Origin of the sequence: Leifsonia araucanica (assembly GCF_051161895.1) — a bacterium.
Lineage (GTDB): Bacteria > Actinomycetota > Actinomycetes > Actinomycetales > Microbacteriaceae > Leifsonia.
The window spans coordinates 953,464-970,078 of the sequence record NZ_JBMBTW010000002.1; the positions used below are offsets into that span (position 1 = coordinate 953,464).

Here is a 16,615-nt window from a genome sequence, read left to right on the forward strand (position 1 = left end):
ATCGCACGCCGGCACAGATCGAAGATATGTTCGATTGTACCGGTTCATCGACAGACCTGTCACCGCTCGCCGCCGAGTCTATGCCGGACCACCGACATTGCTACCGGGGATCGTCCTGCTGCCCCGCCGGACGGTGCGGACGGCGCAGCAACAGAGGCACCGCGACGAGGAAGAGCGCCACGACCGCGACCCCGGTGAGCACCGCCGGCCACACCGTCGCACCGCCCCCGGCACTCGTCGTGAGCGCGAGCAACCCGACTGCGGCGAGCTGCACGGGCACCTGGACGATCACGAACCGCAGCAGCGACGGCAGCAGCACGGCGGGCTGCAGCCGGGCGAGCGGCGGCACCACGAGCATCCACGATGCCGTCAGGTGCAGAGCGTGCGCCCCGGCGATCAGCGCATACACCCGCCACTCGCCGACGGACTGCGGATGCAGCAGCACTGTGAACGCGAGCGCCCCGATGAGGAACCACGCCGTCAGCCAGCGCGGAACGGCGACGGCCGCCGCGGTGAGGGCGAGCGACACGGCCAGCCAGAATCCGGAGTCCGCGACGGTCAGGCAGAGCGCGAGGGCGATCACGCCGAAGAGGGCACGAACGCTCCACCCGGGAACGGTGACGCCGAGCACGGGTTCCGTGGCGGTTGCGCCGCTCACCGGGACCTCCTCGGCCTGCTCAGCTCGCGGAGGCGCGCATCCCTTGTGCCGGACTCGGCTCCGTCGTCGTCGGTGTCCTGCCAGGCGAGCACGTCGATGCCCGCCGCCGCAAGCCTACGGAAACGTAGGGCGCGCTCGACCTCGACGACCTTCAGCGCCAGCCGCTCTCTCGGGGGAAGGTCGCGCGTGAGCCTGCCGGGCAACACATCCACCGCGATCACCCGGTGCCCGGCGGCCCGCCAGACGAGCGCGAGGCGCAGCGGCTGCTCGTCGAGGAACGTCGACATCACGTAGACGAGCGCGCCGGGGGCGAGGATCGGCGCGCGCACCCGCTCGGTGACCGCACCGCGCGGGCCGGTGAGCTCGACGGCGCGCGTCACCCGGTGCAGGTGCCTGGCACCCGCCCGGGGAGGGATGGCGCGGGCAGGGTCCGCGAGGTCGTCGAAACCGACCCTGTCCCCCGCCGCGACGTACGCTCCGGCCAGCGAGACGACGGCCTCCCGCGCGAGATCCTGCGACGAGACGCCGGGCAGTGGATGCATGGCCGCCCAGTCCGCGACCCTCCCGGTGAGATCGTCCCTGCTGTCGATCACGAATTGGACGGCGGCGTCGGAGGTGGCCATCGTGCGGCGGACGAACAGCTCGCCGGCGCTCTGCGCCCGCCGGGCGGTCGCCTTCCAGTCGATGCGGCGCAGCCTGTCCCCCGGCTGGAACCGGTCGACATCCCGGAACTCGCCCCCATCCCCCGGCCGCGCCGACGGGTGCGGCCCGGTGAGCCCGATCAGCCGGGCGGGAAGCGGCAGACTCCGCACCGGCACGACCCGCGGACGGACCACCCGGTCGAGCGCGGGCGCGGGCGCGGTATCGCCGACGAACGATGCGTCTGCGCCGATGACGCGGACGGTCAGCTGCAACAGCAGCTGCGGTCCGGAGTGCACGACGACGATGTCGGCCGGGATGCGTGTAGCCGCGCGCGGGGTGAGGACCGTGTCCAGCGGCGCCCGGTTCGGGAGCGCGATGCGAACGCCCACGGCGTCGATGCGGGTGGGAGTGGTGGAGGTTGGGGTGGTGACGGAGCCGATTGCGCGCACGATGGCGCCTTGAGTGGTGCGGGTGGGCGCGGTGGTCTCGGTCGTGGGGATCGACGGGCTGGTGGAGGAAGCAGGAGCCGCTGGGGAGCGGCCAGTGGACCCGTCGCGTGCGGGCTCGACGGACGCCGAGAACGCGAGCGGGATGCGGTCGCCGGGGCGACGGTCCCAGCCGTAGGCCGCCGCGATGAGCAACGGGACGCCGACCAGGGCCAGCTCGACCCTGCTCGCGATGAAACCGGCGCCGAGGCAGACAAGCGCGACGACCAGCGCCGCGACGACGGCCGGGCTGAGGTCCCACGGGGTGGATGCGGTGGTTGCGGTGGCCGCGGTGGATGCGGTGGCAGCCTCGGTCGCGGAGGCGGCAGGAGTGGCGGCGGTCGTCGGGGTCGCGGGGGCTTGCGGCGGGCGGCCCGGCTCCTCGGCGGTCACCCGGGAAGCCCCGCATCCGGGACAGTCGCGCGGGCCGCATCCCGTGCTGCTCCGACCGACGGAGGACCGGGCACCGAGTTGACCACCTCGGTGACCACCTGGGAGGCCTGCACGCCGCTCGTCCAGGCCTGGACAGTGAGCGAGAGGCGGTGCGCGAGGACGGGGACCGCGACGGCTTTGACGTCGTCGGGGATCACGAAATCGCGTCCGGCCATCACGGCGCGGGCGCGCGCGACGAGCAGCAGCCCCTGCGAACCGCGCGGCGACGCGCCCACCTCCACCGACCGGTGACGACGCGTGGCCGCGGCGAGAGCGACGCAGTATGCGGCGATGTCCTCGTCGACGTCGACCAGCTCGACGCCGTCCTGCATGGCGCGGAGCGTGGCGGCGTCGATCACCGGCTCGACCATCGCGACCTCCCTGCGCCTGCTCACCCGCGCGAGCAGCACGCGGCTCTCGCCCTGCGCATCCGGGTAGCCGACGCTCAGCCGCACCATGAACCGGTCGAGCTGCGCCTCCGGCAGTGCGTACGTGCCCTCGAACTCGATCGGGTTGGAGGTGGCGACCACATGGAACGGCTCCGGCAGCGGGAAGCTCTGGCCCTCGACGGTGACCTGACCCTCGGCCATCGCCTCCAGCAGCGCGGACTGGGTCTTCGGCGACGTGCGGTTGATCTCGTCGGCGAGGAACAGGCCGGTGAAGATCGGCCCCGGGCGGAAGACGAACTCGGCCGACGCAGGTGCATAGACGAACGAGCCGGTGATGTCGGCGGGGAGCAGGTCGGGGGTGCACTGCAGGCGCCGGAAGTCGAGACCGATGGCCGACGCGATACTGCGCGCGGCGAGCGTTTTGCCGAGGCCCGGGACGTCCTCGAACAGCACGTGACCCCCGGCGAGGATGGTCGCCAGTGCCAGCTCGAGCGCCGGGCGCATCCCGACGACGACGCTGCCGACACGGTCGAGAATATCGCCGCTCAGCCGGGCGATCTCGGCGACGGGGAGCGCAGCGGGGCGCGCAGCGGGGCGCGCGGCGGGGAGGTCGCGGGAGGCGGCGGGCAGGTCGGGGGTGGCAGCTGTCATGGGTGCGGCTCCTGGGGCGGGGTGAGGGCGGTGGGGGCGGTGGGGGCGGTGGATGCGGTGGATGCGGCGTGTGGCTCGGCTCTGCCGACCGTGTGGTGGTCGCCCCCGTCGCCGACGGGGTCGACGGGGCCGATCGGGGCTTCGGCGATGCGGGCGAGGGAGGTGACGATCGCCTCGAAGGTGGCGGGCTTCGGGGACTCGGCGGTGCCCCGGCGGAGGAGACGGACCGTGTCGGGGCCGAGGAGGCGGGCGATCTCGGGGGCGTCCGCGGGGTTGTCGAGGTCGAGGCCGTGGAGTTCGAGGGCGCTGGCCGTGACGGAGCGGAGGCGGCGGACAGCCTCCGGCGCGACTCCCCCGCCGCGGGTGTGCAGCGCCCAGCCGAGCTGGGACACGTCGCGGCGGGCGCCGTCGCGCGGGAGCACCGGGTCGGGAAGCCAGCCCACTCCTGCCTGCTCGCCGAGAACCGTCGCGCAGGCACCGGCCGCGAGGATGATCGCGGCCAGACCGATGGCGTGCTCGGGGTCGAGGCCGAAGAACCAGGCGACGAAGCCGGCGACTGCCGCGAGCAGGATGCACCCGGCGATGCGCCAGCGGAAACCGGCGGAGAACAGGAGACGCCTGCTGGGGGCGCGCGCGGGCGCGAGGCGCTCGGCGGCGGCGCGCTCGTCCCCGGTCACCGCGGGCCTCCGGTTGCGCTGCGGGGCGCCGTGGTCCAGGACGCGCGGAGCGCATCCACTGCGGCGCGGGCGCGGGCGACCTCGCCGGCCGTGACGGGCGCCGCGCTGAAACGCGCGAGGAGGTAGAGGTCGAGGAGGGTGGCGGCGGCGTCCCGGTCGGTGGCGACCCGGACGACGACGCGGGTGGTGAATTCGCCGGGGGTCTCGGCGGGGAGTCTGCGCATCCCGGAGTCGGTGGCCGCCTCTTCCAGGCCGAGCCAGGCGCGTTCGATGGCGTCGCGGGGTTCGCGCGGTTCGGTCAGGCGGTCGTATGCCAGGTCGAGGCCGCGGCGGACCTGGACGGGTTCCGGGGTCGGCTCATCCTCGGGTGGCGCGTCGCCGAGAGCGTCGGGGAGGAGCGGCAACGCATCCCGTTCCGGGAGGGTGAGACGGCGACGGACTGCTCGCCAGATGAGTGCTGCGACGATGACGAGCACGATCACGGCGGCGGCGACCACGAACCAGGAGACGTCGAACCGGGTGACGTGCTGCAGCTCGCGCGGAGCCGGAGACCCGGAGGCGGTGGGGCCGGTGACGTTCTGCGGGAGCGGGGGCTGGGATTCCGCGGGAGGGACCCAGCGCATCCCGGAGAAGACCGGGGCGCCCTGCACGGCCAGCGCGACCACGGCGATGAGCGCGAGCGCCGAGCAGGCGAGCAGCATCCGATGACGCTTCATCGCCCCGCCGTCGTCATCGCGCTCACCCTGCCACCGTATACCGGTCGCCCGATGGAGAGGCGAGGCCCGGCTCAGCCCAGGTGGCCCGCCTTCTCCATCTGGCGGAGGTCGCGCTTCAGGTCGCCGAGTTCGTCGCGGAGGCGTGCGGCCAGCTCGAACTTCAGTTCGCCGGCGGCGGCGAGCATCTGGCCGTTGAGGTCGGCGATGAGAGCCTCGAGCTCGTTCGCGCCCTGCGCGGCGATGCCGCCCTTGCGGAGGTTGGGCGTCGGGCTCTTCTTCTTCGCCTCCCGGCCGGCCAGCATCGCTGCCGTGTCTGCGCCCTCGCGAGCGAGCACGTCGGTGATGTCGGCGATGCGCTTGCGCAGCGGCTGCGGGTCGATGCCGTTGACCCTGTTGTACTCGACCTGCCGCTCGCGGCGGCGGGTGGTCTCCTCGATGGCGTTCTTCATCGAGTCGGTGAGCACGTCGGCGTACATGTGGACCTGGCCGGAGACGTTGCGCGCCGCGCGGCCGATGGTCTGGATGAGCGAGGTCGACGACCGCAGGAAGCCTTCCTTGTCCGCATCCAGGATCGCCACGAGCGACACCTCGGGGAGGTCGAGACCCTCACGGAGCAGGTTGATGCCGACGAGCACGTCGTAGACACCGGCGCGCAGCTCGGTGAGGAGTTCCACACGGCGGAGGGTGTCGACGTCGGAGTGCAGGTAGCGGACCTTCACGCCCGCCTCGGCGAGGAAGTCAGTGAGCTCTTCCGCCATCTTCTTGGTCAGCGTGGTGACCAGGACGCGCTCGTCGCGCTCGACGCGCAGCCGGATCTCCTCAAGCAGGTCGTCGATCTGGCCCTTGGTGGGCTTCACGACGATCTCCGGGTCGACGAGACCGGTCGGGCGGATGATCTGCTCGACGACGCCATCGGCGATGCCCATCTCGTAGCGGCCGGGCGTGGCGGACAGGTAGACCGTCTGGCCGACGCGGTCTTTGAACTCGTTCCACTTGAGCGGGCGGTTGTCGAGCGCGCTCGGCAGGCGGAAGCCGTGCTCGACCAGCGTGCGCTTGCGCGAGGAGTCGCCCTCGTACATCGCGCCGATCTGCGGCACGGTGACGTGCGACTCGTCGATGACGACGAGGAAGTCGTCCGGGAAGTAGTCGAGCAGGCAGTTCGGCGCCTCGCCGGGCTGACGGCCGTCGATGTGGCGCGAGTAGTTCTCGATGCCGGAGCAGAAGCCGATCTGCTCCATCATCTCGATGTCGAACTGGGTGCGCATCCTGAGCCGCTGCGCTTCGAGCAGCTTGCCCTCGCGCTCCAGCTCGACGAGCCGGTCGTGCAGCTCGGTCTGGATGGTGCCGATGGCGCGCTGCATCGTGGCGGGGCTGGCCGCGTAGTGCGTCGCGGGGAAGATCGAGATCGCGTCGACCTTGGAGATGATCTCGCCGGTGAGCGGGTGCAGTGTGTAGATGGCCTCGATCTCGTCGCCGAAGAGCTCGATGCGGACCGCGTTCTCCTCGTAGACCGGGATGATCTCGATGGTGTCGCCGCGCACGCGGAACTTGCCGCGCGAGAAGTCGATATCGTTGCGCTCGTACTGCATGCCGACGAAACGACGGATGAGCTTGTCGCGCCCGACGTTCTCCCCCACCTGCAGGGCCACCATCGCCTCGAGGTATTCCTCCGCGGCGCCGAGGCCGTAGATGCAGGACACGGTGGAGACCACGACCACATCGCGACGGCTGAGCAGCGAGTTGGTGGTGGAGTGCCGCAGCCGTTCGACCTCGGCGTTGATCGAGGAGTCTTTCTCGATGAAGGTGTCCGTCTGCGGGACGTATGCCTCCGGTTGGTAGTAGTCGTAGTAGGAGACGAAGTATTCGACCGCGTTGTTGGGCATGAGCTCACGGAACTCGTTGGCCAGCTGGGCGGCGAGGGTCTTGTTGTGGGCGAGCACGAGCGTCGGCCGCTGCACCTGCTCGATCAGCCAGGCCGTGGTGGCCGACTTGCCTGTTCCCGTCGCGCCGAGCAGCACGACGTCGGTCTCGCCGGCGTTGATGCGACCGGCGAGTTCGGCGATGGCCTGCGGCTGGTCGCCACTCGGCTGGTATTCGCTGACGACCTCGAAGGGACGGACGGCGCGCGTGGGTTGCATGTGTCCAGTCTAGGAAGGACCACCGACATTCCTGGCGGTGTGCGCTCTGAGCGGAACGGCTCTCAGCCGCGCAGCTTGTCCCACAGCGCGTCGGTCTGCGCGAGCGTCTGCTCCAGGGTGCCGTCGGTGTCGATCACCACGTCGGCGACCGCCAGACGCTCCTCGTCGGTCGCCTGCGAGCCGACCCTGCGCCGCGCCTCCGCCTCGTCCGTCCCCCGCAGCTCCACCAGCCTCCGGATGCGCGTGTCCGCCGACGCGTGCGCCACCACGATCAGATCGAACGGGTACTCGTTGGCCGACTCGACCAGCAGGGGCACGTCGTAGACGACGACGACATCCGGATCGGCCTCCCCCGCCGCACGGAAACGCTCGGTGGACAGGGCGAGCACCGCGGGGTGGGTGATCGCGTTCAGCCGCAGCCGCGCATCCTCGTCGGCGAAGATGATCGCGCCGAGTGCCGGCCGGTCGAGACTGCCGTCCTCGCGGATCACCTGCGGCCCGAACGACTCGGCGATCTGCGCGAGCGCCGGGGTGCCGGGCTCGACCACCTCCCTCGCGATGCGGTCGGCGTCGACGACGACGGCCCCGTGTTCGGCGAGGCGGCGGGCGATGGTCGATTTGCCGGAGGCGATCCCGCCGGTGAGTCCGATCAGCTGCACCAGACCATGCTAGCCGCGTCCTGCCGCCGCCGGCTCGCTCGCGTTAACGCCGGAACGGCCGGCCCCGTGAGGGACCGGCCGTTCCGGATGAACCGCTTAGGAGTTCGAGCTGAGCTTCTCGCGCAGAGCGGCGAGCGACTCGTCGTCGGCCAGCGTTCCGCCCGAGGTGGACTCGGAGGTGAAGGTCGAACCGCCGGTGGACGCGGTGCCCTCGGCTGCGGCCTCTTCGAGACCCTTGGCGACCTGCTTCTTGTGGGCCTCCCAGCGAGCCTGGGCTGCAGCGTAGTCCTGCTCCCACTTCTCGCGCTGGGCCTCGAAGCCTTCCTTCCACTCGTTCGTCTCGGGGTCGAAGCCCTCAGGGTACTTGTAGTTGCCCTGGTCGTCGTACTCCGTGAGCATGCCGTAGAGCGCCGGGTCGAACTCGGTGCCCTCGGGGTCGACGCCCTCGTTCGCCTGCTTCAGCGAGAGGGAGATGCGACGACGCTCGAGGTCGATGTCGATGACCTTGACGAAGACCTCGTCGCCGACCGAAACGACCTGCTCGGCGAGCTCGACGTGCTTGCCAGACAGCTCCGAGATGTGCACGAGGCCCTCGATGCCGTCTGCGACGCGAACGAACGCACCGAACGGAACCAGCTTGGTGACCTTGCCCGGTGCGACCTGACCGATCGCGTGGGTGCGGGCGAAGACCTGCCACGGGTCCTCCTGCGTCGCCTTGAGCGACAACGAGACGCGCTCGCGGTCCAGGTCGACCTCGAGGATCTCGACGGTGACTTCCTGACCGACCTCGACGACCTCGGAGGCGTGCTCGATGTGCTTCCAGGAGAGCTCGGAGACGTGGACGAGACCGTCGACGCCGCCCAGGTCGACGAACGCACCGAAGTTGACGATCGACGACACGACACCCTTGCGGACCTGACCCTTGTGCAGGTTGTTCAGGAACGTGGTGCGGCTCTCGGACTGGGTCTGCTCGAGCAGGGCACGGCGCGACAGGACCACGTTGTTGCGGTTCTTGTCGAGCTCGAGGATCTTCGCCTCGATCTCCTGGCCGAGGTACGGCGTGAGGTCGCGCACGCGGCGGAGCTCGATGAGCGACGCCGGGAGGAAGCCACGGAGGCCGATGTCGACGATGAGTCCACCCTTGACGACCTCGATCACGGTACCGGTGACAACGCCATCGGCTTCCTTGATCTTCTCGACGTCGCCCCACGCGCGCTCGTACTGCGCACGCTTCTTGGACAGGATGAGGCGGCCTTCCTTGTCCTCCTTCTGGAGAACGAGCGCCTCGACGGTGTCGCCGACCTCGACGACCTCGGTGGGGTCGACGTCGTGCTTGATGGAGAGTTCGCGGGAGGGGATGACACCCTCGGTCTTGTAACCGACGTCGAGGAGGACCTCGTCGCGGTCGATCTTGACGACGGTACCTTCGATGAGGTCTCCGTCGTTGAAGAACTTCAGCGTCTTTTCGACCGCGGCAAGAAAGTCTTCAGCAGATCCGATGTCGTTGATGGCGACCTGCTTGGGTGCCTTGTCGGTCGTTGCGGTTGTCATGTAGTGAGTGCTCCGTTATGGACATAATTCAGGCCGGTCGCGATGGTTCTTCTGTTTTGTTCCGCGAACGGCAGGCGGATAGAGGTGCCACAAATGTGACAGTCCAGTCTAGCTGTGTAATGCGGTGGGCGGCAAGCCGCGGGCGGCGACGATCTCGGCGAGTGCCGGCTCGAGGTCCGGTTGAGCGAATTCGTAGCCGGCTTCGAGCAGCCGTTCCGGCACGACCCAGCGGCTTTTCAGCACGAGTTCGGTCTCGGTGCGGATCGCGATCGAGCCGACCTCGAGCATCCACCGGTATGCCGGGAACCCGAACGGCACTCCCAGGACGCGGCGCAGCGTGGCCATGAAGGTGCGGTTGTCGGTGGGGTTCGGCGACGACACGTTGACAACGCCGTCGAGCTCCGGATGCGCGCGCACGAACTCGATGACACCCAGCACGTCCCGGATGTGCACCCAGCTGAACCGCTGCCGCCCTCCGCGGGCGCGGAACTCGTGGAAGGTGCCTGCATTCCTGCGCGCGGCCGTCGCGAACCACGGCCCGTCGACCTGCGGGCCGCCGAGCCCGAACTGCGCGAGCCTGATCAGCGGGGCGAGCGCGCTCCCGTCGCCGAGTACGATGGCCATCCGCAGCGCGACGCGGCGGGTGTACGGCAGGTCTCGCTCGAAGAACGCCCTCTCCCACGCCGTGGCGACGTTCACCGAGAATCCCGTGCCGAGTTCACCGCCGCGCTCGGTCATCGCGCGGTCCTCCGCGTGACGGTAGATGGTGGCAGTGGACGAGTTGATCCAGAGCGGAGGAGGGCTGTCGCTCGCGGCGATCGCGTCGCCGATGGCCCTGGTGGTGTCGAGCCGGGAGCGGAACACCTCGGCGCGGTTGGCGTCCGTGTAGCGGCAGTTGACGCTCTTGCCGGCCAGGTTGACGACCAGGTCGGCGCCGTCCACCACCCGCCGGATGCTGTCCTGGTCGGCCCAGGTGGCATCAGCGCCTCTGCGTCCGATGGTCTGCACGACGGCCCCGGATGCGCGGAACGCCTCCGTCAGGTACTGGCCGATGAATCCGGATGCCCCGGCGATGACGATGCGGTGGCTCACGCGTCCCGCTCCCCCTGTTCGATCTGATAGCGGAACGTCCCCGCGTATTCGTAGAGCCTACCGACGCCCGGCAGGTCGAGCCTGATCGAGACGAGCTGAGCATCCCGTTCGTCGTCGTAGCGCTCGGTGAGCTGCACCCGTGGAGCAACCAGCCGCGGCACCGGGATGCGCGCCCTCCCGAGCAGGAAGGCCACCCTGGTGGACGTGAGCGTCAGCCCGCCGTCGACCACCGCAGCGTCGAAGTGCGCCGACACGCGGGCGGGACGGCCGAGCGTGTCCACGATGACGCCGCCCTCGACGGTGATCTCGTCGACCATCGCCCGTCGCCCGGAGGCGAGCAGGAAGAGCCGCGTCGCCCGCACGGACGGGACGTCGCCGGCCGTCACGCCGGGCGCATTCCACACCGTGAACGGCACGTCGCGTTCCCACACGGGGAACACGACGTGCGCCCTGGCGAGCACCGCCAGGGCCGGCCACAGCCAGCGCCGGGGCGTGCCGACCGTGTCGAACACGCCCCGGCCGAAGCCGTGACCACCCTCCGGGATGCCGTCGAAGTACGCCTTCAGCCGCGGATGCAGGCCGTCGAAGGCGTCACCGAGGACGACCCGGTACGGCGAGGTCGCCATCCGGTGCTCAGTCGAGCAGGGCCGACTTCAGGGTGTCGAGGCCGACACCGCCGATGTCGAGCGCCTTCTTGTGGAACGCCTTGATGTCGAAGGACGCCCCCTCGCGACGCGCGTACTCGTCGCGCAGCTGCTCCCAGATGCGCTGACCGATCTTGTACGACGGCGCCTGGCCGGGCCAGCCGAGGTAGCGGTTCACCTCGAAGCGCACGAAGCCGTCGTTCATGTTCACGTTCTCGCCGAGGAACTGGAAGGCGTACTCCCCCGTCCACGGGCCCGAGCCGTCCGGCAGCTGCTTCTCGAGGTGCACGCCGATGTCGAGCACGACGCGTGCGGCGCGCATCCGCTGGCCGTCGAGCATCCCGAGCCTGTCGGCCGGGTCGTCGAGGTAGCCGAGCTGCTCCATCAGGCGCTCCGCATACAGGGCCCAGCCCTCCGCGTGGCCCGACGTGCCGGCGATGCGGCGCCAGGAGTTGAGCTGCGCCTTGTTGTAGGTGGCCTGCGCGATCTGGAGGTGGTGTCCTGGGACGCCCTCGTGGTAGACCGTGGTCAGTTCGCGCCAGGTGTCGAACTCGGTGACGCCCTCCGGGACGCTCCACCACATCCGGCCTGCGCGGGCGAAGTCGTCGCTCGGGCCGGTGTAGTAGATGCCGCCTTCCTGGGTCGGCGCGATCATGCACTCGAGCCTGCGGATCTCCATAGGGATGTCGAAGTGCGACGTGCCGAGCTCCTCGATGGCGCGGTCGCTGGTCTCCTGCATCCAGCGCTGCAGGGCGTCCGTGCCGTGCAGTTTGCGGCTGGCGTCGCCGTCGAGGAACTCGATGGCCTCCGCGACGGTCGCTCCCGGCTTGATCTCGCGCGCGATCGACTCCTGCTCCGCGACCATGCGGGCGAGTTCTTCGATGCCCCACTCGTAGGTCTCGTCGAGGTCGACCGTGGCGCCGAGGAAGCTGCGCGAGGCGAGGGCGTAGAGCTCGCGGCCCACCGCATCCTTCTCAGGGGCGTGCTGCGCGAGCTCGTCCTTCAGGAAGCCGGCCAGCTTGGCGTATGCCGCTGCCGACTCCTTGGCGCCTGCTGCCAGGTCGGCGGACAGGGATGCGGGGAGTTCGGCGTCTCCAGCCTTCGCGCCCGCGGTGAACTCGAAGAAGAAGCCGGTGTCCGCCACCTGCTTGTTCGCCTGCGCGAGCACCTCGCGCACCTGCCGGATGGCCGGGACGTTCCCGCTCGCGATCCCGCTGCGCAGGGTCTCGATGTAGCCGTCCATCGCGGCGGGCAGATTGTGCAGCCGCTTCGCGACGTTGGCCCAGTCGTCTTCCGTGTCGGTGGGGACGAGGTCGAAGATGTCGCGCAGCTCCTGGGCCGGAGAGGCGATCACGTTGAGGTCGCGCTGGTTGAAACCGGCCTCGTGCTTCTCGACGGTGAGCTGCAGGTCGCGCGTGAGGTCCATCTTGGTGACCCTGTCGATGTCGTCGACGGGCTCTGCGGCCTGGATCTTGGCCAGGGTCTCCCTGACCTTGCCGACGGCCTGCTCGGCACCGGCCGGCGAATAGTCGGCGTACTCGCCCTCCCGGCCTGGGCGGCCGAGCCAGACGTGGAACTCCGGATACAACTCGAGCTGGGTGTCCACCCACTCCTCGGCGATCGTGTCGACCGGAGTGGGTGTGCGGTTCTCTTCTGTCATACCTCGACCCTATTGCGGCACCCCGCCTCCTCACCATGCCCGATCCGCGAGATGCCAGGAACTGTCGCGAAACGCCCGGGATTCGCGACAGTTACTGGCATCTCGCCGGGCCGCCGGAGGCGGGCAGGAGGGGCGGGAGCCGCAGGGTCAGTGGGCCGCCGCGTCCCAGTTGGGACCGCGGCCGACCTGCACGTCGAGCGGCACGCGGAGGTCGGCGGCGTGCGCCATCCGGTTGCGGACGATGCCCTCCAGCGCGGCCCACTCGCCGCTCGCGACCTCGAAGATCAGTTCGTCGTGCACCTGCAGCAGCATCCGGGATTCGAGCTTCTGGTCGATCAGGTCGCCCGCGATGCCGAGCATCGCGATCTTCATGACATCGGCAGCCGAGCCCTGGATGGGCGCGTTCAGCGCAGCGCGCTCCGCGTTCTCGCGCAGCACCCTGTTGGTGCTCGTGAGGTCGGCGAACGGGCGGCGGCGTCCGAAGATCGTCTCGGTGTACCCGTCGACGCGGGCCTGCTCGACGACGTTGCGCAGATAGTCGCGCACGTTGCCGAACCGCTCGAAGTAGTCCGTCATCAGCTGGCGCGCCTCGGACGTCTCGATGCGCAGCTGCTTCGACAGCCCGAACGCGCTCAGCCCGTATGCGAGGCCGTACGACATCGCCTTGACCTTCGACCGCATCGTGGAGGTGACCTCCTCCGGCGCGACGCCGAAGATGCGGGCGCCGACGAACCGGTGCAGGTCTTCCCCCGCGTTGAACGCCTCGATGAGGCCGGGATCTTCGGAGAGGTGCGCCATGATGCGCATCTCGATCTGTGAGTAGTCGGCGGTCAGCAGCGTCTCGAACCCCTCGCCGCTGCGGATGGCGGAGCGGATCTCCCTGCCCTCCTCGGTGCGGACCGGGATGTTCTGCAGGTTGGGGTCGTTGGACGAGATGCGGCCGGTGCTCGTGCCCGTCTGGTCGTAGGTGGTGTGGATGCGCCCATCCGGCTCGACGGCGCGCTCGAGCGTCTCGACGATCTGCTTGAGCTTCGTCGCATCCCGGTGCTGCAGCAGCAGGCCGAGGAAGGGGTGCGGGTTCTTCTCCTGCAGGTCGGCCAGCGACGCGGCGTCGGTGGAGTATCCGGTCTTGGTGGAGCGCGTCTTCGGCATTTGCAGGTCGTCGAAGAGCACCTGCTGCAGCTGCTTGGGCGAACCGAGATTGACCTCGCGACCGATCTCCGCGTATGCGCGGGCGGCGTAATCGTTGGCTTTGTCCGTCAGCTCGCCGCGGAGGCGCGCGAGCACCTCGCTGTCGATGCTGACACCGGTGAGCTCCATCTCGGCGAGCACGGCGACGAGCGGCAGCTCGATGTCATCGAGCACGGCGCGCGTGCCCTCGTCGAGCGCGATCATCTGCGCCTCGGCGACCCTCCGCATGTACCAGGCCTCGGTTGCCGGGCTCACCGCATCCGTGAGCGCGACCAGCTGGTTGGGGTCGGACACCGGCAGCGTCTCGCCGAGCACCTCGTACACCTGCTCGGCGAGCGACTGGGCGGCAGCGCCCGGACGCACCAGCCAGGATGCGATGCTCGTGTCGAAGGCGAGCCCGTCCACGATCAGTCCGGCGCGGCTCATCGCCTTGAACTGCGGCTTGGCGCGGAAGAAATACTTGGGCGCACTGCTCGCGAACCATTCCTCGAGGGCGTCGTAGTCCTTGCGGCCGGCTGCCCACGGCACATACACCGTGTCGTCGTCGGCGGCGAGCCCGAATCCGGTGACGCCGGCCGGGCCGAGCTCCACCTGCACGCCGACGGCGTTCCCGTCCGCGGACGCCTTGGCCAGCCAGTTCGCGAGCTCCTCGTCGACCATCGTGCGCACCGGCGGGATGGCGATGGCGCCGGTCTCGATCGCCGCGCTCGCTCCGGATGCGCCGTCCAGCTGGCCCTCCTCCGCCGCGGTCTTGAGCAGCCGGTCGAGCAGGGTCTTGAACTGCAGCTTGGCGAAGATGTCGCGCACGGCGTTCTCGTTGAGCGGGCGGCGCTCGAGGTCGGCGGGGCCGACGGGCAGGTCGACGTCGGTCAGGAGCTTGTTGAGGCGGCGGTTGCGGAGCGCGTTCTCCTGCTGGTCGCGCAGGTTCTGCCCGACGACGCCCTTGATCTCGTCGGCGTGGGCGAGGAGGTTCTCGACGGTGCCGTACTGCTGCACCCACTTGACCGCCGTCTTCTCCCCCACCTTGTCGATGCCGATGAGGTTGTCGCTGGTCTCGCCGACGAGAGCGGCGATCTCCGGATACTGGTGCGGCTCGATGCCGTAGCGCTCGCGCACGGCGGCGGGGTCGTAGACCTTCAGCTCCGAGACGCCGCGGACGTTCGGGTAGAGCAGCGTGACGTCGTCGTTGACCAGCTGGATGGTGTCGCGGTCGCCGGACACGATGAGCACCCGGTAGCCCTGCTCGGCCCCCTGCGCGGAGAGCGTGGCCAGGATGTCGTCTGCCTCGTAGTCCTCCTTGGCGATGGTCGTGATGTTCATCGCGTGCAGCGCCTCTTCGAGCAGCGGGATCTGCCCGACGAACTCGGACGGCGTCTCGCCGCGGGTGCCCTTGTACTCCGGGTACTCCCGTGTGCGGAAGGAGTATCGCGAGATGTCGAACGCCACGGCGATGTGGGTCGGACGCTGCTGGGAGAGCAGGTTGATGAGCATCGCGATGAAGCCGTGGATGGCGTTCGTGTGCTGGCCTTCGCGGTTGACGAAGCTGTCCACCGGGAGCGCGTAGAAGGCGCGGAATGCCAGCGAATGGCCGTCGATGATCAGGAGGGTAGGCTTTTCGGAGTCTGACACCAGGACAGCCTACAAGGCACCTGTGACACCCAGACGACCGGACAGACGAAGGTGAGAAAGGCCGCCGATGACCGAGGACGCGCTCGCATACGTGAACCAGAGGGGACTCGGCAAACTGGCCGAGAAGATGGGGATCGAGATCCTCGAATTCACCATCGAACGGGCCGTGGCCAGGATGCCCGTCGAGGGCAACCAGCAGCCGGCCGACCTCCTGCACGGCGGCGCGTACGTGGTGCTCGGCGAGTCCCTCGGCTCGATGTCCGCCAACCTGCACGCCGGCGCCGACCGGCTCGCGGTGGGCATCGAGATCAACGCGACGCACACCCGCTCGGCGACGAGCGGCTATGTGACGGGCGTGTGCACCCCCATCCACCTGGGGCGGACGCTGACGACGCACGAGATCGCGGTCACCGACGAGCAGGGCCGCCGCTGCTCGACCATCCGGATCACGAACCTGATCAAGGATCGCTGACGCCAGGATCCCCTGCACGAACGCAGAAGCGCGGCCCCGGATGTTCCGGGCCGCGCTTCTGAACGTTCTGGGCTCTGCTCTACTTCTTCGGAGCGAGCTGCTCGATGATCGCCTGGGCGACGTCGTGCATGGTGAGGCGGCGGTCCATCGACGCCTTCTGGATCCAGCGGAACGCCTCGGGCTCGGTGAGGCCCATCTTCTCGTTGAGGAGGCCCTTCGCGCGGTCGACGAGCTTGCGGGTCTCGAAGCGCTCGACCATGTCGGACACCTCGGCTTCGAGGGCGATGATCTGGGCGTAGCGCGCGAGAGCGATCTCGATGGCGGGCAGCAGGTCGTTCGGCGTGAACGGCTTGACGACGTATGCGAGGGCTCCCGCCTCCGTCGCGCGCTCCACGAGCTCCTTCTGGCTGAACGCGGTGAGGAGGACGACGGGGGCGATGTGGCCCTTCGAGAGGCGCTCGGCCGCGGAGATGCCGTCGAGCTGGGGCATCTTGACGTCCATGATCACCAGGTCGGGACGCAGCTCGGTGGCCAGCGCGACGGCGGTCTCGCCGTCTCCGGCCTCTCCGACGACCTCGAATCCGTTGTCACGGAGGATCTCGACGATGTCGAGCCGGATGAGGGATTCGTCTTCGGCGACGACGACGCGCCGTGGTGCGGTGGGTGTAGCTTCCTGGTCAGTCACGGACAAAAGCCTACGGTATTGTTCAGGTGTTGTTGTGCGCCGGTGTGGCGGAATGGCAGACGCGGAGCACTCAAAATGCTTTGTCCGAGAGGGCGTGTGGGTTCGAGTCCCACCACCGGCACAATGACCTGGCCCCCGGAAACGCACCCCCGGATGTGGGGACAGCCCGCGCGTAGGGCTGTGCATCGGCCGAACCTCAACTAGTCTGCCTGGGACCGCACCGACAGGCGGTCAGGGGAGAAAC

The 16,615-nt window shown here is 69.4% G+C and carries 14 protein-coding genes and 1 tRNA gene; 2 read left to right on the forward strand and 13 right to left on the reverse strand.

The genetic code is table 11. The annotated features are described in order from the left end of the window. Window positions 1-100: 100 nt before the first annotated feature. The 12 genes from ACN6M5_RS04590 to polA form a co-directional block, all read right to left on the reverse strand. Complete coding sequence (locus ACN6M5_RS04590) at window positions 101-658, reverse strand: hypothetical protein (RefSeq protein WP_434948673.1); 558 nt, start codon at window positions 656-658, stop codon at window positions 101-103. Beyond that, window positions 655-2,178, reverse strand: a complete 1,524-nt coding sequence (locus ACN6M5_RS04595; protein WP_434948674.1) for a DUF58 domain-containing protein — start codon at window positions 2,176-2,178, stop codon at window positions 655-657. The genes ACN6M5_RS04590 and ACN6M5_RS04595 overlap by 4 nt, the downstream gene beginning before the upstream one ends. Beyond that, on the reverse strand, window positions 2,175-3,257 hold the full coding sequence (locus ACN6M5_RS04600; RefSeq protein WP_434948675.1) for an AAA family ATPase: 1,083 nt from the start codon (window positions 3,255-3,257) through the stop codon (window positions 2,175-2,177). The genes ACN6M5_RS04595 and ACN6M5_RS04600 overlap by 4 nt, the downstream gene beginning before the upstream one ends. After that, a complete protein-coding gene (locus ACN6M5_RS04605) occupies window positions 3,254-3,934 on the reverse strand; it encodes a hypothetical protein (protein ID WP_434948676.1) in 681 nt (226 codons plus the stop codon). The genes ACN6M5_RS04600 and ACN6M5_RS04605 overlap by 4 nt, the downstream gene beginning before the upstream one ends. Continuing rightward, window positions 3,931-4,650 (reverse strand): DUF4129 domain-containing protein, encoded by a 720-nt coding sequence (locus ACN6M5_RS04610; RefSeq protein WP_434948677.1) that lies wholly within the window; start codon window positions 4,648-4,650, stop codon window positions 3,931-3,933. Before ACN6M5_RS04610 ends, ACN6M5_RS04605 begins: the two co-directional genes overlap by 4 nt. A gap of 71 nt (window positions 4,651-4,721) precedes the next feature. Then, window positions 4,722-6,788, reverse strand: a complete 2,067-nt coding sequence (gene uvrB, locus ACN6M5_RS04615) for an excinuclease ABC subunit UvrB (RefSeq protein ID WP_085367679.1) — start codon at window positions 6,786-6,788, stop codon at window positions 4,722-4,724. Between the two features lie 62 nt (window positions 6,789-6,850). Next, a complete protein-coding gene (gene coaE / locus ACN6M5_RS04620) occupies window positions 6,851-7,447 on the reverse strand; it encodes a dephospho-CoA kinase (protein WP_434948679.1) in 597 nt (198 codons plus the stop codon). A gap of 96 nt (window positions 7,448-7,543) precedes the next feature. Then, window positions 7,544-8,998, reverse strand: coding sequence for a 30S ribosomal protein S1 (gene rpsA / locus ACN6M5_RS04625; RefSeq protein ID WP_085367681.1), 1,455 nt, complete (start codon window positions 8,996-8,998; stop codon window positions 7,544-7,546). A gap of 108 nt (window positions 8,999-9,106) precedes the next feature. Then, window positions 9,107-10,090 carry an epimerase gene (locus ACN6M5_RS04630; protein ID WP_434948680.1) on the reverse strand — a complete coding sequence of 328 codons (984 nt, stop codon included), beginning with the start codon at window positions 10,088-10,090 and terminating at the stop codon, window positions 9,107-9,109. After that, window positions 10,087-10,716, reverse strand: a complete 630-nt coding sequence (locus ACN6M5_RS04635) for a DUF4166 domain-containing protein (protein WP_434948681.1) — start codon at window positions 10,714-10,716, stop codon at window positions 10,087-10,089. The genes ACN6M5_RS04630 and ACN6M5_RS04635 overlap by 4 nt, the downstream gene beginning before the upstream one ends. Window positions 10,717-10,723: 7 nt before the next feature. After that, window positions 10,724-12,394, reverse strand: coding sequence for a DUF885 domain-containing protein (locus tag ACN6M5_RS04640; protein WP_434948684.1), 1,671 nt, complete (start codon window positions 12,392-12,394; stop codon window positions 10,724-10,726). A gap of 147 nt (window positions 12,395-12,541) precedes the next feature. After that, window positions 12,542-15,214: a DNA polymerase I gene (polA, locus tag ACN6M5_RS04645; RefSeq protein WP_434948685.1), complete on the reverse strand. Its 2,673-nt coding sequence runs from the start codon at window positions 15,212-15,214 to the stop codon at window positions 12,542-12,544. A gap of 67 nt (window positions 15,215-15,281) precedes the next feature. Here polA and ACN6M5_RS04650 point away from each other — a divergent pair, with 67 nt between their 5' ends. Continuing rightward, entirely contained in the window at window positions 15,282-15,686 is a 405-nt protein-coding gene (locus tag ACN6M5_RS04650) for a hotdog fold thioesterase (RefSeq protein ID WP_085367686.1), read from the forward strand. A gap of 79 nt (window positions 15,687-15,765) precedes the next feature. On the opposite strand, the gene ACN6M5_RS04655 is transcribed toward ACN6M5_RS04650, so the two are convergent. Beyond that, window positions 15,766-16,371, reverse strand: coding sequence for an ANTAR domain-containing response regulator (locus tag ACN6M5_RS04655; RefSeq protein WP_055894059.1), 606 nt, complete (start codon window positions 16,369-16,371; stop codon window positions 15,766-15,768). Window positions 16,372-16,409: 38 nt separating this feature from the next. Here ACN6M5_RS04655 and ACN6M5_RS04660 point away from each other — a divergent pair. Continuing rightward, window positions 16,410-16,492 (forward strand) — tRNA-Leu (locus ACN6M5_RS04660). Window positions 16,493-16,615 lie beyond the last annotated feature (123 nt).